This window comes from Actinomycetota bacterium (assembly GCA_030682655.1).
In the GTDB taxonomy this organism is placed as follows: Bacteria; Actinomycetota; Coriobacteriia; order Anaerosomatales; family JAUXNU01; genus JAUXNU01.
This window is the reverse complement of sequence record JAUXNU010000011.1, coordinates 1-21,635: the sequence shown is the minus strand read 5'-3', so window position 1 is coordinate 21,635 and position 21,635 is coordinate 1. Positions and strand designations below refer to the sequence as shown.

Here is a 21,635-nt window from a genome sequence, read left to right as displayed (position 1 = left end):
ATCGGGAACAATCACACATCAGAGGACATGACCGACGAAGGGGCGCGCCACCATGCCTGAGCAGAATCGAGCGGTTCGAACATCTACGATCGTGATTGTGATTCTGGCTTTCGTTGCGCTGCCGTTCGTCACGTGGCTCGCGAGTTTCGCGACCGACTATCTTTGGTTCGTGGACCTGGGCCAGCGCGGAGTGTTCGTCACCATGCTGGTCAGCGAGATCGCCACGGGTGTCGCGTTCGGCATCGTCGCCTTCGCGCTACTTTTCGTGAATCTCCGCGTTGCGCGGGCAATGGCTCCGCGAGCGGTGCTTACCTCGGTTGGCGATCTGCCCCCGCAGTTCGAGGAAGCAATCATCAACATGCGCGCAAAGGCCGGTCCGTTCGCCGACAGGATCATCCTCTGGGGCTCGGCCGGCGCGGCATTCCTGGTCGGACTGGCCATGGCGGGCTACTGGGACACGATGCGTCTGGCCCTGGCCTCGACCACCTTCGGCTTGACAGATCCCCAGTACGGCAAGGACGTCGGGTACTACGTGTTCTCGCTTCCGGCACTGCGTATCGTCGCCGACTGGCTCCCGGCCATGCTCGTAGTTACCACGCTCGCGACGGCCGTCGTGCACGTGCTCGACGGCTCCATCCAGCCCTGGGCGCGCCTGAAGGGTTTCGCGCCGCACGTGAAGGTGCACCTATCAGTACTCCTTGGTCTGATCGTGGCGAGCAAGGCTTTCGACTACTACCTCAAGATCTACGAGCTCAACTTCTCGCCGCGCGGGCAGGTCGCTGGAGCGTCATACACGGATGTGCACGCGCAACTCCCCGCGCTGCGCATCCTTATGGTGATCGCCGGGGCCTCCGCGCTCGCGTTGATGATCAACGTTCGTTTCAAGGGGTGGCGCCTTCCCCTGGCGGCGCTCGGGCTGTGGATCGGCGCTTCGGTCATCGTGGGCTCCATCTACCCTGCACTCATCCAGCAGTTCCGCGTAGCTCCGAACGAAGTCGCCGCCGAAGCGCCCTACATCGAGCGCAACATCCAGTTCACGCGCAAGGCCTTCGGTCTCGACGAGATCGAGACGCGCGCGTTCCCGGCGAGTGAGGACCTTACCGCCGAGGACGTCGTCAGCAATGCCGACACGCTCGACAACGTGCGCCTGTGGGACCCCAGTATCGTGACGCAGTCCTATCGTCAACTGCAGGTCATACGGCCGTACTACGACTTCAAGGACGTCGACATCGACCGATACATGATCGATGGCAAGCAGCAACAAGTGCTTGTTTCCGCCCGGGAAATGGACGTCAATCAGCTTGCCGATCAGGCGCGGACCTGGGTCAACCAACACCTTGTCTATACGCACGGCTACGGCCTGGTCATGAGTCGCGTGAACGAGGCGGACACCCGCGGGCTTCCCAAGTTCATCGTCCGCGACATCCCGCCCGTCAGCGATGGTGGGCTCGACGTCTCTCAGCCCTCGATCTACTTCGGCGAGCACACGACCGACTACGTCGTGGTCAACACCGACATCAAGGAGTTCGACTACCCGGTTGGCGACGAGAACGCGGAAGCCACCTACGAGGGTGCCGCAGGCGTCAAGGTCGGCTCCCTGCCAAGGCGAGTTGCTTTCGCCCTGCGTTTCGGCGCCTCGCAGATACTGTTCAGCCGCTATATCACGCCTGAGAGCCGGGTGCTCTTCGACCGGGACATCACGACGCGCATAGCCAAGCTTGCGCCGTGGCTGTGGCTCGATGACGATCCCTATCCGGTGCTCGCCAACGGGCGCATCGTGTGGGTGCTCGACGGGTACACGTGGTCGAACAGATACCCGTACTCGCAGCCGATCTCGGGTCTGAACTACATGCGCAACTCGGTGAAGGTGACGATCGATGCGTACGACGGCACGACGACCCTGTACGCGTTCGACGACACGGATCCAGTCCTGCAGGCCTGGCGCAAGGTGTTCCCCGACCTGCTGGTGGATGGAGACAAGATCCCCGAGGAGATTCGCGAACACTTCCGCTACCCGGAGGGCCTCTTCAGCGTCCAGGCGGAGGTCTACAAGAACTACCACATGACCAACCCGCAGGTCTTCTACAACAAAGAGGACTCCTGGGAGCTGCCTGGCGTGAAGGCCGAGGGTGGCGCCATGCAGCCGTTCTACGTCCTGATGCGCCTTCCGGGCGAGAAGACCGAGGACTTCCAGATGATCATGCCGTTCACCCCGCGAAACCGCGACAACATGATCGGGTGGATGGCCGCCAAGTCCGACCCGGCCGAATATGGCAAACGCATCGTCTACCAGTTCCCCAAGCAGCGCGTCATCCTCGGGCCCGAGCAGATAAGTGCGCGAATCAACCAGGACGAGACGATCTCCCCGCAGCTCACGCTGTGGAGCCAGCGGGGGAGTCAGGTCATCTTCGGCAACATGCTCGTGATTCCGCTCAATGACTCGATTGTCTACATCCAGCCCCTGTACCTGCAGGCCGAGCAGACCGCGATCCCCGAGCTGACGCGCGTGCTCGTCGTGTATGCGGACAAGATCGAGATGGCCCCCGACCTCAAGCAGGCACTGCTTCAGGTCTTCGGCAAGGAGGCCCCCCAGGACACCGGCGGGGGAGCCGAGGAGACCGTGGACGCGGCCACCGCGCGAAATCTCTACGAGCAGGCGATCGAAGCGCAGAAGAGCGGTGACTGGGCGGAGTACGGGCGGCTCATCGAGCAACTCGGTGCAGTTCTCGAGCGGCTAGCGAAGCCGTCCGGGGTTGTCACACCGACCGTCCAGCCCTAGAGGGCGGGCCACTCGCTACCGGGTGCCGGGCTGCCGCGGGGGAGTTCCCGGTTGTTCGGTCATACGAACGTGCGTTCGGTCCTGCACTTCCATACCCGCCTGACCTCTGCTATACTCCCCCCTCGGTGTCTGAAAGGCACCAGTGGAGCTGTGGCTGCAAGACGATCGGAGCAGCCGCGCGGACCGGCACCGCTGGTGTGAAGAGAGTTCGATCGGATCGGCCAGGACGTTCCTACGGGGGCGCGAACGACCGAGAGCACGCAATCAAGAGCAAGGTCCGGAGCCAAAAGCATACTCGTGCGATTCAAGGCTCGAGACGACGGCATGTTGCCGGTCTCGCCCGGTACGAGGCAGCTACTCATCTTCACGCGTCAACCCGATTCAGGGATACCCCTGCGCCTCGTCGGTCGTCGTCTGTCATGTTCCCGGACGTGGAGGTACGTGTGTCCATACGCAATAGGCTCAACGCCGCTCTGCTCGGGCTAGGCGCCATCGGCGCGCTGGCAGCGGTCTCTTCCGTGATGCTCGGACTCGGCCTCGGTTCGCTTCCTGTCGCCAATGCGGCGCCCCGGCTGGCGCCGGCCGGCACGATCGGCGTCGGAGAGCGCACCGCGCCACCGGTCATTGGTCTTATGGCCGCTGAAGAGAAGTTGGATGTGCCTGCAGGAACCGTCACGGTCGCCGCTCTCGCGAAGCCCGCGAAGCTCAAGGCAGCACCTGTGGCCAAGAAGCGCTCGACGTCACCAGGCACACGGTCAAGCGCATCGCGCAGGTTCTCGGCGAAGTCCAGTCGCGGCACATCGAGCGGGTGGAATAGCGCGAGGGTCTCGTGGTACGGCCCCGGTTTCTACGGCAACACCATGGCCGGCGGAGGTGCCCTGAGGCGCGACAGCATGGTTGTCGCCCATCGTTCGATGGCCTTCGGCACGCGCATCCAGTTCGAGTACAACGGCCGCTCTTGCACGGCAGTCGTCATGGATCGCGGCCCGTACGTTGGTGGCCGCACCTTCGATCTGGGACCTGGTACCGCCCGGGCACTCGGCTTCTCGGGTGTCGGGACCGTCAGGTATCGCGTCCTCGGCAGGTAGAGCGCGCGGACGCACATGGACTACCCCGGACGTCGGCCCCACCAGGGACCGGGGTCCGTGTTTTGGGGTATCTTCGTGTGGAAGCGTTTTCGCACATCAGGGTCGCGACTTTGGAGGTGGGAGCATGGCCGAGCCGGGCGAAGGGACGCCGCGTCCGGACGAGCGCACCGTGATCGACGCGGTCGCCGACCTGCTTCAGACGATCGTTGACTGGCTGCGCCAGGAGGCGAAGGCGCTTGTGAAGGAGAAGATCGTCCTTCCCCTGCAGCGACTCGGCCTGACACTTGCGTCCGGCATCGCAGCGGCGCTCCTACTCGCACTGGGGTTGGCGTACATCTCCGTGGGCGGCTTGATCCTGACGGCCCGGTGGCTGACCTGGCCCGGCGCGCTGTTCCTCATCGGCGGCATGCTCGTGCTGGGAGCCGCGATCTTCACCTACTTCAAGTCGAGGATGATGCAGAAATGACACCGCGCCTCACCGTCGATGACGTTCGACACCATGCCGAGGAGGTACGCGACCTCGCGCAGGCGGAGGTCCGCAAGATCACCGACACGAAGGCGACTCAGGCTGCCATCGTAGGTGTAGTGGTCGTCGTGGGACTCATGTCGCTCGCCTACTACATGGGACGCCGCGCCTGTGTTTGCGGACCCTACGACGCCTAGTCCGGTCGTCATCGAGGATGCGACGGTCGCGGGCTCTCGCATCGAGGCCGTCGTTCGCGTCACCGATTCGCGCTACCTCCGTACGACCGCATTTCCGGGGATCGCTGAGCGCTCTCTCGAGTTGCTTCCGGGAATCCTGCGGCACCGGTGCGAATGCGGCTCCGCGCACGGGATCGCTGCGGAACTCGCCGACACCGAGACGGCCCACCTGCTCGAGCACGTCGCGCTTGAACTCATGGCGCTCGGCGGCTCGCCAAGGACGCTTCGGGGCGAGACACGCTGGGACTTCCGGGCCGACGGACGAGGTGTCTTTCGCGTGACGCTGGAGTACGACGACGAGCATCGGGTGCGCGATGCGTTTGATCGCGCTGCGGAACTCGTGAACGAGCTGCTCAGCGCAGGTCGGTGAGCGGAGAGGCACCGCCTCAGGTCGAGAGTGTGTAATATGATGTGTAATACTTCTGTCCGAGGAGAGGTACTGGATAGAGTCTGTTGAGAGAGGTGCGGCATCATGGCCCGCATGGTACGCAAGCAGATATGCATCGACGAGCGGCTGGACAAGGACCTAGAACGTCTCGCGAGATCCCAGGGCGTCTCTCAGAGCCGGATAGTCCGCGAGGCTCTCGACAGGCTTGTGCATGCCGATGCGTCGGTTGCGACTAGCTCGCAGCTCAGGGTGTTGGATGCAATGAGGGAGCGCGCCGATGCAGGCCCTCTCGCGGGGGGGCGAGCCTGGACACGAGAGAGCTTGCATGAGCACGATGTTTCTCGTTGACACGAACGTCCTCGTCTATGGCTACGACAGGAGCGAGCCGGAGAAGCAACGGCGGGCGATCGAGGTCTTCGAGCACCTGTCACGCTCCGGTGCGGGGGTCGTGTCGACCCAGGTCCTCGCGGAGCTCTACGTCGCGCTGCAACGAATCGTCGCGCCGCTTGAGCCCGACGATGCAGTCGCGCAGGTCGAAGGTGTCGCACAGGCGTGGAGCGCCGTGCCGGTGGATACGGATACGGTACTCGAAGCGATGCGCGGTGCCCGTCGCTACCAGCTGCACTACTTCGACGCGCAGATCTGGGCGACCGCGCGCCTGAATCACATACCGATCATCCTGACCGAGGACCTGCAGGACGGCTTCGATGCGGAGGGCGTCGTCGTACTCAACCCGTTCTTTGACACCTTCGACATGGAAGCGCTGCGACCGTGACATGACCGTGACGCGCTTGCGTCGCGAACGCCACGTTTGACCTGCTTGCGGCCCCGGTGCTATTCTCACGCCTAACCTTCGCAGCACGCGAAGGCGAATAGGCAACACCACGGACGTGAGGGAAGAGGGCACCATCAGCCCGGCCACCCCTCCAGAGGTCCCTCGCCAGGGCGGCACGCAGTAGTGCCACCGGAAGCGGGTCGGAGCCGGACCGGTATCCCGGCAATTGAGGTTCGCCAAGCGCTGCAAGGGCGCAGGCGGACGAAGATAGGTGGTACCGCGACCGGCCCCTCGCCCTATCAGCGAAGGGGTCGTTTTGTTTCTCCGGGAGCCTGCCGCCCACGGTGGCAGGCGAGAGGGCCGCAAGTGGCGGTCCTTGGCAGGCAGGGGTGAGGTCGATGGGTACCGCAAGAGTCGTGTTCGACCGGTGGGAGGGCCGCTACGCGGAGCGGATAGGCGCCGTGCGCAGCAGCGCAGTGCGCGATCTGTTCGCAGCAGCGAGCCGTCCTGACATGATCAGCTTCTCCGGCGGCATGCCGGACGTGGGCCGCGTGCCCGCGCACGCGGCGGCCGACGCCGCCCACGGTGCGGTCATCCATGCCGGCGCCCAGGCGCTGCAGTACGGTAGCAGCGAGGGCCGCGTGGAGTTGCGCCAGACTATCGTCGAGCTCATGGCCGAGATCGGCGTGCGGCTTCAGGTCGACGACCTTATCGTCACGGCCGGTGCTCAGCAGGGGCTCGACCTGCTCGCGAAGACTTTCATCGATCCAGGCGACGTCATCATCGCCGAGGGTCCGACGTACGTTGGCGCGCTCCAGGCGTTCTCGGCCTACCAGCCCGACGTGCGTTGCATCGAGATGGACGAACACGGCATGCGCATGGATCTGCTTGAGGCCGAACTGCGGCTGCTCGGACCGCGCGGCGCGAAGTTCATCTACACGATCCCGAACTTCCAGAATCCCGGCGGCGTCACGCTCACCGCTGAGCGTCGCCGTCGGCTGCTCGAACTCGCGCAGGAGTACGACATCCCGGTCGTGGAGGACGATCCCTACGGCCGCTTGCGATTCGAGGGCGGCCACAACATGCCGCTGCGTGCGCTCGACGATGAGGTCATCTACCTGGGCACGTTCTCCAAGATCTTTGCGCCGGGGTTGCGGCTCGGCTGGATGGCGGCTCCTCGGCCGATACTGGCGAAGGTGCTGCTCGTGAAACAGGCCGCCGATCTCTGTGGCTCGGCGTTCGCCCAGGTCACCGCAGAGCGCTACTTCGCGGGTACGCGGTGGCGCAAGGTCCTGCAGGGCCTCACGCGCGCCTACGCCGAGAGACGCGACGCGATGCTCGGCGCCCTCGACGAGTACTTCCCAGCCGAGGCGCACTGGACGCGCCCCGAGGGCGGGTTCTTCGTCTGGGTCACGCTGCCGGAGTTCCTGGACACGAAGGCGATGCTGGCCGAGGCTGTCGAGCATGGGGTCACCTTCGTGCCCGGCGAGGCGTTCTACCCCGACGGGCGCGGACGCAACTCGATGCGGCTGGCCTTCTGCTACGCTGAACCGGAGGCCATCTGGGAGGGAATCCGCAGGTTGGCCGAGGTGTTGGAGGACCGGCTCGAACTCTATCGTGCGTTCATCGCAGCAGGTGCGATCCAGCCTGCCGAGGAGGGAGCGGCATGAGTCGCGAGAAGATCGCGGTGCTGATGGGAGGGCGCTCGCTGGAGCGCGAAGTGTCGCTGAAGAGCGGACAGCGAGTGTGTGATGCGCTGACCGCCCTCGGCTACAAGGTGCTTCCCCTCGATGTGACCCCCGAACTCACCGACACGCTCCGCGCCGAGCGGCCCGACGCGTGCTACATCGCGCTGCACGGCAAGAACGGCGAAGACGGCACGATCCAGGAACTGCTGGAATTCCTTGGCATACCGTACACGGGGCCGGGAGTGACGTCGTCTGCGCTCGCGTGGGACAAGTCGGTGGCGAAACGCCTGTTCGTGCAGGACAACATCCCGACGCCGGCGTGGGTGACGCTCACGACCGACGCCTTCAAGGAGATGGGGGCGGCGACAGCGCTCGATCTCGTGCCCGGCGAGGTCGGGGGGTTCCCGCTGGCGGTGAAGCCGTCGAAGCAAGGCTCGGCGCTTGGGCTCGCGAAGGTCGACGACGCCGAAGCACTGCCCGAAGCGCTGCTCTCCGCACTCTCGTACGGCGACGCGGCGCTCGTGGAGAAGTGGGTCGACGGTTGCGTGCTGGCCGTGTCGGTTCTGGACGGGCCCGAGGGCACCGACGGGCATGTCGTTCTGCCGCCCGTCGAGATCGAAGCGAAGTCGGGACTCTTTGACTTCTCGGCGATGTATACGGCCGGCGAGACCGACTATTTCGTTCCCGCGCGGCTGGAGCCCGGTGTGGCCGAGGAGGTCGAGCGCATTGCCCGACGGGTACACGCGCTGCTTGGATGTCGTGACGTCTCGCGTGTGGACATGGTCGTGGGCGGAGACGGAGTCCCGTACGTCCTTGAGTGCAACACTTCGCCGGGCATGACCGAGACCTCGCTTCTGCCGATGGCGGCCGAAGCGGCGGGCATGTCATTCCAAGATGTGGTAGAACGGTTGATACGCGCCGCGCTCGAACGTTCCAGTGAGAGCGCGTGATTGGGTACATATCTCTTACGCAACATGTGATGAACTGATGGCCTCGAGATGGAGGTGCACGACTATGCACGACTACAGGCGTGGCGGGGGCGTGCTTGGCGCATTCCTGCTTGGCGGAGTCATCGGAGCTGCTCTGGGACTGCTGTTCGCGCCGCGTTCCGGCAAAGAGAATCGCGAGATGCTTGCCGAGGCCGCGAACAAGTACTGGTCCGAGGGCAAGGAGCTCTACGACACCGGCGTGACCAAGAGCAAGGACCTGTACGAGACCGGCGTGACCAAGAGCAAGGACCTCTACGAGACCGGTCGCGATGTGGCGACCGAGAAGACCGAGGAGCTGCGCGAGAAGATCGATCACGCGCGCGACCGGTTGAAGGAGCAGGTCGACAGCGCGTCCGAGACGGCAAAGACCAAGGTCAGCGAGACCGTTCCGGCTGTCAAGGAGGCCGCAGGCAAGGCCGCTGAAGTCGCGAGGACCGGCATCGATGCGGCGGAGAAGAAGGCGCAAGAGGCCCTCAACTTCGTGGGCGACAAGGCCGGTGGCAAGCCCGACGTTGCCGACGTAGCGCCCGAAGCCTAGCCATAAGTACGAGCATCGACTGACGGGTCGATCCCACCGGGGGTCGGCCCGTCGTCTATGCTACGTGAAGGAGGTGATCCAGTGCCCGACGTGCAGAGCGTGACCGGCGAGCCCGTTCGCAACCCCAAAGGCAAGAGATTCGGCTCCGTGACGCATGTGCTCTTTCATCCGTCGGAGCCGCGGGTCGTCGGGTTCGAGATCCAGCCCGAGCCGTACCTCTATGTCATCCCCCGTCGTCCGTGCTTCGTCGCTCTCGCGGATGTCGAGGTCGCCAAGAAGTCGCTGCGTCTGTTCTCGGCGCGTCCGGCGTCCAATGCGGCGGCGGCCAAGAAGATCGGAGCGAACTGGGAGAATACCGTCATCTGGGCAGGTATGCCCGTTCGCAGCGAGTCGGGTGAGGCGGCCGGCTGCGTGCGTGATGTGCGCTTCTCCAAGATGGACGGCCGCGTGAAGCGCCTGGCCCTCACCGGGGGCATGGGCGCGGATGTGGCGATCGGGCGTCAGGAGATCGGTGGCGACCAGGTACAGCGGTTCGACGGCGAGCACGTTGTGGTCGATGATGCGGTGCACAAGGCCGAGTACAGTGGCGGCATGGCCCGCCGAGCGGGGACTTCGGCGGCCGTTGCCAAGGTGACCGCCGAGGAGGTTGCGAAGAAGACCGTCGCCGCCGGCAGAGCGGCTGTCAAAGTCGCGAGCAGCAGCAAGCTCGGGAAGCGAGCGGTCGGCAGGCTGAAGGCGTTCGGGCGGGCGGCAAGAGACGCCATGTCCGCAGACGAAGAGGACTGATGCGGCGATGGCGCGCAGACTGAGGCCGCTGGGGCTCGAGCATATCGGCGATCTGCCCTGCGAGTGTACGGGCTGCGTCTTCTGGGAGACGCCCCGGCGACTCGAGATTCGCTGCGGAGCGGCGTGTGACGTGGACATGCTGCGTCAGTGGTACTTGGACACGACCATGGAGTGGGGCGAGGTCGGCCGAATCGCTTGCGAAGACGACCAGGTCCTTGGCTTCATCAAGTATGCACCGGCGTGCGCGTTTCCACAGGCCACCCGGATGCCGGCGGGGCCCGCGGCGCCGGATGTGCCTCTGCTTGCGTGCATCCACATCCGCGATGACGCCCGTCAGCATGGTCTTGGACGGGTGCTGCTGCAAGCTGCGCTTCGCGATCTCTCGCTCCGGGGCGAGAAGTCGGTGCAGGCGTACGCGACCACGCGTCGCGACGACATGATCCGCTCTCCGGTCATGGGTATGGAGTTCCTGCTGAGACACGGGTTCACCGTCGCCCGGCCGCATCCCGAGTACCCGTTGCTCCAGCTAGACTTGCGCTCCTTGGCGACGTGGACGGAGAATCTCGAGGCGGTCCTGCAGACGCTCAGGATCCCGCTCGGCCACCCGCGTCGCGTGCCGTCGCCCGTCGATCAAGCCTGACCCTGGTAGGAGGAACCCGTGACCGACAATCCTTTATCGGAGCCAAAGAAGCGAGGCTCTGCCGATCGTGTGCGTGACTTCCTGGCATCACACGGACTCGCCGAGGAGATCGTGCACTTTGAGCAGTCCACGAAGACTGCGCAGATGGCGGCCGATGCCATGAGCTGCGAACTGGGGCAGATCGTGAAGTCCCTTGTGTTTGTGGTGGATGCGACGCCCGTGCTCGCGCTCGTGGCGGGAGACCGGCGCGGCGACAGCGGTGCGATCGCGTCCGAGACCGGGGGCGAGAAGGCTGGCTTCGCGGACGCCGACACCGTGCGCGAAGCCACCGGCTACGCTATCGGTGGCGTGTCGCCCTTCGATCTTCCCACGGATCTCACGGTGCTTATCGACGATTCTCTCAAGCGGTTCGATGTCGTCTATCCCGCAGCCGGCACGCCGTCTTCCATGGTCCGCATTCCTCGCGATGACCTTGCCCGGATGACGGGTGGCCGAATGGCACGCATCTCGCACTGAGCGGAACGTGATGAGCAACTCTTCCGACAAGGCATCTCGCATACTGCCGGTTCTGTCGTGGCCGGTCGTGCTCCTTGGCGCGCTCGTGCTCGCCTCTGCAGCAGCGGTTGCACTCCCTGCGTTCGGTTCCATCGGAATCGTCGTTGACGGTCGGGTTCGGCAGGTACCTGCGGGCATCACGGCTGCGGCGATCGCCACAGACGCTCTCTGCGAAGCGAGTCCTGGGGACCTTGTGAGCGTCAACGGGGCCCTTCTGCGTGCTGGCCAGGGCGAGCTGGTCGCGCTTGTGCGCGACGGCGCTTGGCTCGATCCCGACGCTCCCGTCTTCGCCGGCGATCGCATCGGCAGCGTCGACGGAGCCAACACGACCGAGACCGTCGTCACCACGAGCTCGCCGATTCCCATCCCGGTCGAGTTCACCGGGACGGGTGCGCTTTGTGAGGTCAAGCAGCCTGGCGCGGTGGGTATTCGGCGCCTGGTTGTCGGCGAGATATCGGGGAACGTCGTCACGAGCACGGTCGAGCAGGAGCCGCTGCCGCTCATCATCCAGCGCAGCAGTCCATCGAACGGCCGCAAAGTCGTCGCACTCACCTTCGACGACGGTCCTTGGAAGGGCCAGACCGGGAAGATCCTCGACATCCTGAAGGCCGAGGAAGTGAAGGCGACGTTCTTCATGCTAGGGTCGCGCGTTCGCAAGTATCCTTCGATCGCGCGTCGCGTAGCCAAAGAGGGTCACGAGATCGGCAATCATTCCGATACCCACAAGCTGCTCGGACGTGCGAGCGAGCAGATGGTGCGCAACGAGATCCGCAGGGCACAAAGGACGATCCGGGAGGTCGTGGACGTCACGCCGAAGTGGTTCCGACCCCCCGCGGGTAGCGTCGGACCGTACGTGGCGTCGGAGGCGCGCAAGGTGAAGCTCAGGGTCATCACGTGGTCGGTGGACCCGCAGGACTGGCGGGCATCCAAGCCGGGGCCGATCGCGCGATCGGTGCGCAAGACCGTCAAGCCCGGTGCCGTTATCCTTCTGCATGATGGCGGAGGCGACCGGGAGGACACGATTCGGGCGCTGCCTTGGATCATCCACAATCTCAAGAAGCAGGGCTACACGTTCGTGACCCTCGACGAGCTGTACGACTAGCCCTGCGACCCATCGGCCCTGATCACCCTGGTGGGGGTCACGACGATGTCGACGTGCTCGTCGTGAGGTTCGTGAGGGATCTCGGCGACGATCTGCTCGTCGAACGCGAGCGCTATCCTGAGCGCACGCGAGGTGTGCGGGAGGAGCCGGTCGTAGTAGCCGCCGCCGTAACCCACGCGCTCTCCGGTCACATCGAATGCGACGCCCGGCACGATGATGATGTCGACGTTGTCGGGATCGACCTTCGGGGCATCGATGTAGGGTTGCCGGATGCCGTGGGGTCCGGATTCGAGGTCATCAGAGGCCAACGGGACATGGATCGTGAGCGCGCCAGCCCCGGCGATGCGGGGGTAGCTCACAAGAACGCCGCGATCGCCCAGCGACTTCAGACAGCGCGCGGGGTCGATCTCGTCGGTCGTGGCCAGGTAGCCAAGGACGACGCGTGCGTCGTGGACTTCGGGCAGGCCAACGAGCCGCCCGCACGCCGCGGCAGCGCGCAGAGCACGCTCCTCGGCAGGTATCGACCGGCGCGCAGCGCATGCCAGCTCGCGAATCTCGGACTTCGTTGTCACGTCCACCCCATGACCGTCATGACGACGAGCGCCCCCGTAAGGCCTAGCACCACAAGCACCGTCGTCCATGTGAGGATGTTGTAGATAGGCCCGTTGACGTATCGTCCCATAACCCGGCGGTCGTTGACGATGCGGATCATGAAGAGGAGGAGGAACGGCAGCAACACACCGTTCACCGCCTGGGAGAACACCATGATGGAGATAAGCGGGAGGTCGGGCAGCAGGATCACCGCCGCGCCGAACGCGATGACGAACGTGTAGATGCCGTTGAACATCGGAGCCTCGGACCAGGACCGGTCGAGGCCGGCTTCCCAGCCGAACGCCTCGCAGATGGCGTAGGACGCCGTGAGAGGGAGTACGCAGGCAGCCAGCAGTGACGCCGATAGCAGGCCTATCGCGAAGAGCCCCTGCGCGTATGCGCCGGCTACCGGGGCGAGTGCGGCCGCTGCCGAGGCCGCGTCCTCGATCTGGATACCCGCCGGGTGAAGCACGGTTCCGGTCGTGACGATGATGAACCACGCGATGACGTTGGCCAACACCGCGCCGGTCACCACGTCGATGCGCTGGTAGGTGAGCTCCTTGGCGCTCACGCCCTTGTCGACCATGTTGGACTGCACGAAGAACTGCATCCACGGAGCGATCGTGGTGCCTACTGTCGCGATGACGAGCATGACGAACGCGCGCGTTCCTATGAAGCGCGGGATGAAGGTGGCTTGCAGGACTTCGCCCCAGTCGGGCTTGGCCATGAACGCGGCGAACACGTAGGCGACAAAGACCGCTGACATCGCGAGGAAGACCTTCTCGACGTTGCGGTACGATCCCCGCACCACCAGCAGCCAGACCACGACCGCGCCGATCGGCACCGAGATGTACTTGGTCACGCCGAAGAGCTCCATCGAGGCCGCGATGCCGGCAAACTCGGCAACGCTCGTGGCTGCGTTCGACGCGAGCAGGCAGGCCATCGCGAAGAGCGTCAGGCGCACTCCGAAGCGCTCGCGGATGAGTGCTGCGAACCCCTTGCCGGTCACCGCTCCCATCCGCGCGGCCGTCTCCTGGACCACTGCGAGCGAGAACGTCATCACGAAGATCATCCACAGCGTGGCGTAGCCGAACTGGGCGCCTGCGACCGAGTACGTCGAGATTCCGCCTGAATCGTTGCCTGCGGATGCGGCGATGAGTCCCGGCCCGACCACGGACAGGAGCAAGAGTATCCTTGTGCGGGTCTTGGGCGCGGTCATGAGGAGACTCGCCTAGCCTGCCTGGCCGATGAGCTGGCCAAAGATCGGGAACAGAGCCAGGAAGACTCCGATGAACGCAGCTGCTCCGATCGCCATCAGTGCCATGGAAACGGCGGTGTTCGACACCCGCTTGCCCGCATGGTAGCGCCGCTCGGCCATCTCACCTACGAGCGTCCCGGCGAGCGCGAGCACGAGCGTGGCGAGCCCGAACAGGCCTCCGAACAGCCCTGCGATCTCGAGCGTGACGGCGAGTTCCCCGCCGGAGTTTCGCAGCACGAGGGCTACGACGGTCGCGGCGACGAGCCCCAGCACGAGGCCGACCGCGAGTCCGGACAGGCCATCTGTCACGACGCGACGCGCGAGTGGCGTGCGGTCGTCTTCGTCCTCGGGCTCGATCACACGGGACATCGTGTGCGATGCGATGTCCTCGGCAAGACGCATCATGACGACTGCAGGAATGGCAGCCGCGACAAGGAAGACGGCCAGATCCTCGGCACCTTGCGTGCCGATCGCGACCGCGATGATGACGAAGAGTGCCGACCACGCGACGAGCCATCCGTTCCGTGAGACCCACTGCCATGCGCCGTGCTCGGTCACGCTGCGGCGGCGACCTGTGGCGAGCTCGAGGTCCTCGGCAGACTCCTCCTCGAGGACTTCGAGGGCGTCGTCGACGGTCACGATGCCGAGGAGCTTGCCGGTCTCGTCGAGGACGGGCAGTGCGAGCAGGTCGTACTTGCTCATCGTCTCGGCGACCAGCTCCTGGTCGTCGTCGGCGTCGACGGTGATGACGTCGCGGCTCAGGATGTCTTCGACCCGAGTCTCAGGCGAGGACATGATGAGGTCGCGCAGCGAGATGACGCCGGCGAGGTGGCGGTCGCCTTCGACGACGTAGATGTAGTAGATGGACTCGTGCTCCGCGGCCTCGCCGCGAAGGAACTCGATGACCTGTTGAACGGTCATCTCCTCGGCCACCGTCGTGACCTCGGGCGTCATGATGCCGCCGGCGGTCTTCTCCTTGTATCCAAGGAGCGAGCGGATTGCCCGGGCCTCCCGCACTCCCATCAGCCGCAGCAGGGTCTCGGCCTTGTCGTAGGGCAGGTCGCCGATGACGTCGGCGGCGTCATCCGGATCCATCATGCCAAGGATGGCTGACGCACGCTGGTTGCCGAGGTCGTCGATGACGTCGGCCTGCAGGTCGTCTTCGAGCTCGGAGATCGCTTCGGCCGCCTGCGGGTTGTCGAGGTGCTCGAAGACCCGTGCGCGCTGGGTCGCGGAGAGCTTCTCGAGGATGTCGGCGACGTCGGCCGGGTGCAGCTCGTGCAGGCGTTTGTGCGTGACCGAGAGCTGCACGTGTGAGAGGTCGCGGTCGAGGAGATCCATGTAGTTCCACGCGATGAGGTTCTCCTGGAGCTCCCCGCCGACCAGCCTGAGGACTCCGGCGACGGCACGCTCCAGGAGAGGGTGGATCCCGCGGAGGATGCCGCGCATGCCGACCTCGGCGCCGAGCAGTCGGAGCTGGTTGCGGGACTCGGAGAGCTTCAGGTCGTTGACGCGCACGACCTTCATTCCCTGGGTGTCGACGATCTGCTGGTTCAGGAGATCGCGATGGAGCAGGACCTCATCGGGCTGGAGATAGGAGAAGCGCATGTCCGGACGTGCGACGTTGAGTGTGATGGACTCGCCGTCGAAGTCTGCGACGAACTTGCGCCACGAGAGCATGAACGGCGTCTTGTCCGGACCCTGGAACGCAAGCGAGGTGACGCGGGGGAAGATCTCGCCCGTTGCGATCGCAACGTCGCTGATCGAACCGATGTCGGCGCCCGTCGAATCAACGACCGGCTTGCCCAACATCTGGGAAAGGTAGATCATGGTACTCCCTCCCTCCGTTGCACGGGCCGCGAGCGGTCCGTCCTCGGCGGGTCTTCCAAAGGGCCCCGGGCCCCCGGAGACGGGAGTCGGAGCCTACGGACTTGAAGGTGTCACGTAGTCCCTCTTAGGTCGGCGGCAAGTCAGACGACACGAAAACGCCCCTGCGTCCGTGTGGACGAGGGGCGGGAGGCGCATGCGCCCGTGCATCGGAAAGCGCCGCGCCATTGCGCGTCGCCCACTGACTGCACTCCCTCCCTCGTCTGAGGATTTGGCACTGTCCGACGTAGGGCCATCTTCTCGCGCATTCGTTTCACGCCGAAGACCCGAGCTGCCCAGCCACCTTAGCCGTCCCCTTAAGCCGGGGAAGGCTGTTATACCCATTGGCGTCTCTCGACATTTCCGGGCAGTGGCCTGTGTTCGAACAGGAGCCGCACCTTAACGGACGGAGTCACGGTTCCGGGTTGTCAATGCTCGCGAGGCGAGCACGCTTGATTGTAGGCTCACGATTTCGGTTCCGCAAGGTCCTATCACGCTGGCCAAGGAGCGGTTCCGCTCCTGCGACGTGGGCAAATGCGGCTGCCCGGCAGCCCTTCTACCGCGCCGCGAGCCAGGCGTCAGCGGCCTCGGCCCAACCATCGCCACGGTGGCCCCGCGTCGCAAACACGTTGTCGAGAGACCGTGCCGCCTCAAGTACGCGTACGTCGTCGAGCGCGTTGGCGACAAGGACGCCGATCGCGGTCTCCTTGGCCATGAGCACGTCGCTGGCCGAGTCACCGATCGACCAGGCATCTGCTTGCGCGAGCCCGCGCCGGGCTCGGTCGGCCGCGACCGCATCGCGCTTGGTCACACCTGCGGGGATGAGGTGGTACGCGTGCACCTCGTCAACGCCGGAGAGAGTCGTGCGCGACGGGTGGATGATGCCGTTGTCGAGGATCTCGACGGGGAGGTCGAGTCCGTCAAGCACGCGCTGCGCATGCTCCCGGTCGAGGTGTCCGCGCAGCACATGGGTGGCTTCGCGGTTGAGGTGGTATGGGTCGTGGTTCTCGATGAGCCCCGGAAACTCGCGCCGCAGTGCCGCGAGCGCGCCGACGCGTTCAATGGCCTCGAACGGCGTCTCATCCGGTCGAAGCATCGTCTCTTCCCACGCGCCGAGGTAGTAGGTGGGTTCCGCACCGCGATCAGGCACGATCACGCAGCCGAGTTCCGCGATGAACCCGCGCCAGCCAAGGAGCCGCGCGATCTCGGAGGTCTGTATCCGGTTGCGCCCGGAGCAGATGATCACTTCGAGCCCGGCGGCATTCACTTGAGCGATGGCTTCCGCGGTATGGGCCGAAGCCGCTCCGTCCGCGCCAAGGAGCAGCGACCCGCCGATTCCCAGAAGCGTGCCATCGAGATCGGTGTACAGCGCGCGGGTGCCAGACAGGGCTTTGAGCGCGGACGGCGTATCAATCAGAAGGGGGATCTGAGCGTGCATGGTCTCCTCGGCAATGGGTGTGAGAACAGGGCCGTGCGCACGTCATTCTACCCCACGCAGCGTCGCTCGCGCGCGCTCACGGGCGTGCGCGAGAGCGGTGTACGAGGTATAACTAGTAGGCGCGAATGCATGCACGCGTCCAAGATTCCACCGACCGGAAGGACTGAGAGACGAGATGGCTGAGGATGTCGAGCTGCCGTTCCCGCAGTATCGATGCCCATCGTGCGAGCGAGATCTTCCGCTGAACGAGGCGCGCATGACCGTGACGTGCGCTTCGCACCAGCCCGAGGACGATCTGGCATTCGTCGTGCGTGAGGCCAAGAGCGTCGATCTGCACGCGATCGAGGAGATATGCGATCGTGCCCTCGGTGAGACCGAGGTGGACGTGTTCGGGCGCACGTTCGACGTGGCACGGGGCGTGAACATGATCGCCGAGGCACACGATGAGCTATCGGGACTCCTATCGCTCGCCGTCGATCGCGGTGAGCTGGTGATCGTCCTGCTCTCCGTCTATCCCGAGTACCAGGGCAAAGGCGTGGGCGGCGCTCTCTTGCGCGCTGCATACGGCTACTGCCGCGACCACGGTCTGCCGTTCATTCGCGTAGCAGTTTCCAACGACGACATCCCCCTACTCTACTTCTACCAACGTCACGGGTTCGTGATCGACGACATCACCGTGGGCCTGCTCGTCGACACTGCAGGGGCATCGGTGGCGGGCTTCTCCGGTATCCCCTCGCGCGACGAGATCCGGCTGCGCCGACCCATATGCGACGACTGAGAGTCACCCCACCGCCAAGGAGGGCCTACAGATGAGGATTCGACGACTACTGCTTGCCGTGCTGGTTGCCATGCTGCTCGCCGGGATGGCGACCGGGTGTACGAACAAGGCCGCAGACAGCAGTGGCGCCGGTAGCGGCGAAGTCGAGTTCCAGCCGGTCAGAATCGGCACGCTGCCGACAGAGGACGCCTTGCCGCTCTGGGTCGCCGAAGACCAGGGTCTTTTCACCGAGGCGGGACTCCTCTCGGTCAGCATCGTGACTTTCCAGTCCGCCCAGGAGCGCGACGCCGCGCTCCTGGCGGGCGAGATCGACGCCTTCATGGGCGACATCATCGCCGCAGCTCAGCTTGAAGCGGGCGGGACGCCGGTGACGATCGCGACCGTGATGCTTGGCGCCACACCTGCCGAAGGCCGCTTCGGCATAGTCGCTGCTCCTGAGAGCGGCTTCAACGAGTTGAGCGCTTTGGCGGGCGTTCCGGTCGGTACATCGTCCAGCACGATCCAGGAGTACGTGCTTGACGGGCTCATGCGACAGGCCGGCGTGTCCGACGACAAGGTGGTTGTCGAGGAGGTCAAGAAGGTCCCCGTGCGGTTCGAACTGCTGATGAAGGGCCAGCTCAAGGCGGCAGCTCTGCCGGAGCCGCTGCTCACTCTGGCGGAGGCGCAGGGCGCGAAGCTCCTTGCCGACGACTCTGCGGGCGAGAACCTCTCGCAGACCGTCCTTGTGTTCACCGATGAGTATCTCGCCGCCACCGGAGGAATCGAGACGATGACGGCGCTGCTGGAGGTCTGGGACGATGGTGCCCGTCTGGTGAACGCCAAGCCGGACTCATGGCGCACCATGCTCGTCGACAAGGCGAGACTCCCGGAGCCCATCAAAGACAGCTACAAGATCAGCACGTACCCGACACACGACGTTCCGTCGAAGGAACAGATCGACGCCGTTCTCGGTTGGATGGGGGACAAGCAGCTCCTCAAGGAGACTGTGACCTACGAGAACCTCGTCCTGGTCATGCCCTAGCGACGCCGCGTGGCTACACTCGACTTCGATAGCGCCGGGCTCACCTACGTAGGCGTCGGGAGCACCGTCCGCGCACTTGACGACGTTGAGTTGTCGGTCGCTGACGGCGAATCGGTGGCCATCATCGGCCCGTCGGGATGCGGCAAGTCCTCGATGCTTCTGCTCGCGTCGGGGCTGCTCGCTCCGACAGTCGGCGAAATGCGTGTCGCTGGATCGCCCGTCTCGGGTACCCGGCGGACTACCGCGCTCATCCTCCAGGACTTCGGCCTCCTGCCCTGGAAGACCGTTCGCCACAATGCGGCTCTCGGGCTCGAGATCCGGGGGGTAGCGCGCCCGGAGATCGCGAAGCGTGTTCACAGCTCACTGGACAGCGTGGGGCTGGCCGAATTCGAGAACGCCTACCCCGGTGAACTTTCCGGAGGCATGCGCCAGCGGCTCGCTGTCGCCCGTGCCCTTGCGCTCGACGCCGACCTGCTCCTCATGGACGAACCGCTCTCCGCGCTCGACGCCCTCACGCGCGAAGACCTCCAGGGGCTGCTGCTGTGTCTCTGGCAGGACCGCGGCCACACGTCCGTGCTGGTAACGCACTCTATCGAGGAGGCGGTGTTCCTTGGTCAGCGCGTGGTGGTACTCACGCCGCGTCCGGGGAGTGTCGCGCGAATCGTGGACAACCCCGGCGTGGGCGAATCCGGGCACCGCGAGAGCGTCGGGTTCTACGAGCGGTGCGCCGAGGTGCGACGCATCCTGGCCGAGGAGGGTGCGGTCGGCGGTTCGGCCGAAGTCAGCGTGCCGGGTGTGGCGCGATGAACCCGTCGCCGCTTCGCAAAGTCGCTGGGTACATCGGCGCTATTGCCGTGCTGCTTCTCGGGTGGGAGCTGACGTCGTGGGCGCTCGCGACGAACGCCTTGCCCGGCCCGGTCGACGCAATCGGGGAGCTCGTGAGGACGTTTCGAAGCGATCTCGCCCCGCACCTGCTCACGAGCACGTGGCGAGTCCTCGCGGCCATGACGCTCGGCACGCTGTTCGCGGTGCCGCTCGGTCTGCTTCTCGGCCGTTCGCCCCGGACCGATGCGGTCGTCGCGCCAATCGTGTTCCTGACCTACCCGATTCCGAAGGTCGTCTTTCTTCCGGTGCTTCTCGTGCTCCTCGGCATCGGCGACCTCTCCAAGATCACACTCATCACGATCATCGTGTTCTTCCAGATACTCGTGACAGCGCGCGACGCCGCTCGCTCCATCCCGCCAGCATCGGTGCTATCTGTACGATCCCTCGGAGCGAACCGGGTTCAGGTGTTCCGGCAAGTCGTGGTTCCCGCGGCACTCCCCGAGATCTTCACCGCGCTGCGCATCGGGACGGGTACGGCGGTGGCGGTGCTGTTCCTCGCCGAGTCCGTCGTGGGAACCAGCGGTCTGGGCTACTACATCGTGGATGCTTGGGGCCGCATCGACTACGACGCGATGTTCGCAGGGATCATCGGGATGGCGCTCCTTGGCGTAGTGCTCTACGAGGTCCTCGACCTGCTCGAGACCCGGCTATGCCGGTGGACACGCGTCGGGCGCTAGCGGCCCTTCGCGGTGTCGCGACTGGCGGTTTGGGGGAATATACCAGGCGCAGCCAAGGACGGGCGTGGGGGGTACGGATGTTCCGAGACAGGCACGATGCAGGACGCCAGCTGGCCGAGGAGCTCGCGCGTTTCGTGGGCGCGTCGGACGTTGTCGTTCTTGGCATTCCGCGGGGCGGCGTGGTCGTTGGCGAGGAGATCGCCAGGCGACTCGAGCTTCCGCTCGACATCATCGTCACGAGCAAGATCGGTGCTCCCGGGAACCCGGAGTACGCCGTGGGAGCGGTCGATCCGGACGGTGCCGTGATCGCGAATCCCTACGCGGGATATTCCACGGCCGAGCTGGAGCATCTGGGCCGCTCGGTGCGAGAGACCATCGAGCGACGTGTACAGATGTACCGGAGCGGTCGCGATGATCTCGATCTCGAGGGCAAGACCGTGATCCTCGTCGACGACGGCATCGCGACGGGACTGACCGCAATGGCTGCGGTCGAGTACATCTACCGGCATGGCGCCAAGGAGATCGTGCTCGCAGTGCCCGTGATCGCTTCGGACACCGCCGACCGCCTCGAAGAGATGGTCGACGAGCTCATCACCGTCGAGGAGCCGGACATCTTCTACGCGGTGGGGCAGTTCTATCGCTCGTTCGAGCAGACGAGCGACGACGAGGTCCTCTCGGCGCTCGCGGGGCGGTAGACCCGGAACCCACGCATGGCATCGCACTACCCGTCGTGCCGTCCCCTCGGTTCCGCCACGGTCATCCTTGACGCACCCGAATCTCCGGCACGATTCGAACGTGCGACACCAGGTTTAGGAACTCCCCCGTTGGGGGAACCGTATCGCTCCGTCTGGAGTGAGCCCCGATGGTGCTATGTCCGTTCCCCCAGACCCCACATGCGTGGTCGTTCGGGTGATGGAGTAGGCATGGGATTTCACTTAGCGGGCTGTCGGTTAGGAGTCTATGCAGAATAACTTGCACATCTGACAGGCATCTGCCATGCTCTGCGCACCATGGATTCCGATGCACTACGGACCAAGTATGAGGCCCTTTCCCAACGACTGGACGAGCGGTCGTTCCGGTTGTGTCTGGCC

22 protein-coding genes and 1 riboswitch are annotated in these 21,635 nt (G+C 65.0%); of the genes, 18 read left to right on the top strand and 4 right to left on the bottom strand.

What is annotated here, in order from left to right:
• The first annotated feature begins 52 nt into the window (after nt 1-52).
• The 13 genes from Q8K99_00560 to Q8K99_00500 all read left to right on the top strand — a co-directional run bounded on the left by Q8K99_00560 (nt 53) and on the right by Q8K99_00500 (nt 12,030).
• Entirely contained in the window at nt 53-2,779 is a 2,727-nt protein-coding gene (locus Q8K99_00560) for a UPF0182 family protein (protein ID MDP2181047.1), read from the top strand.
• Between the two features lie 443 nt (nt 2,780-3,222).
• Nucleotides 3,223-3,867, top strand: a complete 645-nt coding sequence (locus tag Q8K99_00555) for a septal ring lytic transglycosylase RlpA family protein (GenBank protein MDP2181046.1) — start codon at nt 3,223-3,225, stop codon at nt 3,865-3,867.
• A gap of 124 nt (nt 3,868-3,991) precedes the next feature.
• Nucleotides 3,992-4,333 carry a hypothetical protein gene (locus Q8K99_00550; protein ID MDP2181045.1) on the top strand — a complete coding sequence of 114 codons (342 nt, stop codon included), beginning with the start codon at nt 3,992-3,994 and terminating at the stop codon, nt 4,331-4,333.
• The gene (locus Q8K99_00545; GenBank protein ID MDP2181044.1) at nt 4,330-4,530 is read left to right on the top strand and encodes a hypothetical protein; all 201 of its coding nucleotides are present in this window, start codon (nt 4,330-4,332) and stop codon (nt 4,528-4,530) included. Before Q8K99_00550 ends, Q8K99_00545 begins: the two co-directional genes overlap by 4 nt.
• Nucleotides 4,505-4,939 carry a hypothetical protein gene (locus tag Q8K99_00540; GenBank protein MDP2181043.1) on the top strand — a complete coding sequence of 145 codons (435 nt, stop codon included), beginning with the start codon at nt 4,505-4,507 and terminating at the stop codon, nt 4,937-4,939. Before Q8K99_00545 ends, Q8K99_00540 begins: the two co-directional genes overlap by 26 nt.
• Nucleotides 4,940-5,282: 343 nt before the next feature.
• Nucleotides 5,283-5,732, top strand: a complete 450-nt coding sequence (locus Q8K99_00535; protein MDP2181042.1) for a PIN domain-containing protein — start codon at nt 5,283-5,285, stop codon at nt 5,730-5,732.
• A gap of 398 nt (nt 5,733-6,130) precedes the next feature.
• Nucleotides 6,131-7,402, top strand: a complete 1,272-nt coding sequence (locus Q8K99_00530; GenBank protein MDP2181041.1) for a PLP-dependent aminotransferase family protein — start codon at nt 6,131-6,133, stop codon at nt 7,400-7,402.
• Nucleotides 7,399-8,370 (top strand): D-alanine--D-alanine ligase, encoded by a 972-nt coding sequence (locus Q8K99_00525; GenBank protein ID MDP2181040.1) that lies wholly within the window; start codon nt 7,399-7,401, stop codon nt 8,368-8,370. Before Q8K99_00530 ends, Q8K99_00525 begins: the two co-directional genes overlap by 4 nt.
• 64 nt (nt 8,371-8,434) lie before the next feature.
• On the top strand, nt 8,435-8,947 hold the full coding sequence (locus Q8K99_00520; GenBank protein ID MDP2181039.1) for a YtxH domain-containing protein: 513 nt from the start codon (nt 8,435-8,437) through the stop codon (nt 8,945-8,947).
• 81 nt (nt 8,948-9,028) lie between these two features.
• Nucleotides 9,029-9,733, top strand: a complete 705-nt coding sequence (locus Q8K99_00515; protein ID MDP2181038.1) for a PRC-barrel domain-containing protein — start codon at nt 9,029-9,031, stop codon at nt 9,731-9,733.
• Between the two features lie 7 nt (nt 9,734-9,740).
• Nucleotides 9,741-10,373, top strand: a complete 633-nt coding sequence (locus Q8K99_00510; GenBank protein ID MDP2181037.1) for a GNAT family N-acetyltransferase — start codon at nt 9,741-9,743, stop codon at nt 10,371-10,373.
• A gap of 18 nt (nt 10,374-10,391) precedes the next feature.
• Nucleotides 10,392-10,889 (top strand): YbaK/EbsC family protein, encoded by a 498-nt coding sequence (locus Q8K99_00505; protein MDP2181036.1) that lies wholly within the window; start codon nt 10,392-10,394, stop codon nt 10,887-10,889.
• A gap of 10 nt (nt 10,890-10,899) precedes the next feature.
• Nucleotides 10,900-12,030 (top strand): polysaccharide deacetylase family protein, encoded by a 1,131-nt coding sequence (locus tag Q8K99_00500; protein ID MDP2181035.1) that lies wholly within the window; start codon nt 10,900-10,902, stop codon nt 12,028-12,030.
• Here the strand turns inward: Q8K99_00500 and Q8K99_00495 are convergent.
• The 4 genes from Q8K99_00495 to Q8K99_00480 all read right to left on the bottom strand — a co-directional run bounded on the left by Q8K99_00495 (nt 12,027) and on the right by Q8K99_00480 (nt 17,183).
• Nucleotides 12,027-12,602, bottom strand: a complete 576-nt coding sequence (locus tag Q8K99_00495; GenBank protein MDP2181034.1) for a 5-formyltetrahydrofolate cyclo-ligase — start codon at nt 12,600-12,602, stop codon at nt 12,027-12,029. The two genes, Q8K99_00500 and Q8K99_00495, sit on opposite strands and share 4 nt — an antisense overlap.
• Complete coding sequence (locus tag Q8K99_00490) at nt 12,599-13,840, bottom strand: Nramp family divalent metal transporter (protein MDP2181033.1); 1,242 nt, start codon at nt 13,838-13,840, stop codon at nt 12,599-12,601. Before Q8K99_00490 ends, Q8K99_00495 begins: the two co-directional genes overlap by 4 nt.
• Before the next feature lie 12 nt (nt 13,841-13,852).
• A complete protein-coding gene (locus Q8K99_00485) occupies nt 13,853-15,709 on the bottom strand; it encodes a CBS domain-containing protein (protein ID MDP2181032.1) in 1,857 nt (618 codons plus the stop codon).
• 245 nt (nt 15,710-15,954) lie between these two features.
• A riboswitch (M-box (ykoK) riboswitch) is annotated at nt 15,955-16,159 on the bottom strand.
• Nucleotides 16,160-16,301: 142 nt separating this feature from the next.
• Nucleotides 16,302-17,183 carry an HAD hydrolase family protein gene (locus tag Q8K99_00480; GenBank protein MDP2181031.1) on the bottom strand — a complete coding sequence of 294 codons (882 nt, stop codon included), beginning with the start codon at nt 17,181-17,183 and terminating at the stop codon, nt 16,302-16,304.
• Between the two features lie 175 nt (nt 17,184-17,358).
• Between Q8K99_00480 and Q8K99_00475 the strand changes: the two genes are divergently transcribed.
• The 5 genes from Q8K99_00475 (at nt 17,359) to Q8K99_00455 (ending at nt 21,239) form a co-directional block, all read left to right on the top strand.
• Nucleotides 17,359-17,961, top strand: coding sequence for a GNAT family N-acetyltransferase (locus tag Q8K99_00475; GenBank protein ID MDP2181030.1), 603 nt, complete (start codon nt 17,359-17,361; stop codon nt 17,959-17,961).
• A 31-nt stretch (nt 17,962-17,992) separates the two neighbouring features.
• On the top strand, nt 17,993-18,982 hold the full coding sequence (locus Q8K99_00470; protein ID MDP2181029.1) for a MetQ/NlpA family ABC transporter substrate-binding protein: 990 nt from the start codon (nt 17,993-17,995) through the stop codon (nt 18,980-18,982).
• Nucleotides 18,983-18,991: 9 nt separating this feature from the next.
• Complete coding sequence (locus tag Q8K99_00465; protein MDP2181028.1) at nt 18,992-19,789, top strand: ABC transporter ATP-binding protein; 798 nt, start codon at nt 18,992-18,994, stop codon at nt 19,787-19,789.
• Nucleotides 19,786-20,544 carry an ABC transporter permease gene (locus Q8K99_00460; GenBank protein MDP2181027.1) on the top strand — a complete coding sequence of 253 codons (759 nt, stop codon included), beginning with the start codon at nt 19,786-19,788 and terminating at the stop codon, nt 20,542-20,544. Before Q8K99_00465 ends, Q8K99_00460 begins: the two co-directional genes overlap by 4 nt.
• Before the next feature lie 77 nt (nt 20,545-20,621).
• The gene (locus Q8K99_00455) at nt 20,622-21,239 is read left to right on the top strand and encodes a phosphoribosyltransferase family protein (protein MDP2181026.1); all 618 of its coding nucleotides are present in this window, start codon (nt 20,622-20,624) and stop codon (nt 21,237-21,239) included.
• Nucleotides 21,240-21,635 lie beyond the last annotated feature (396 nt).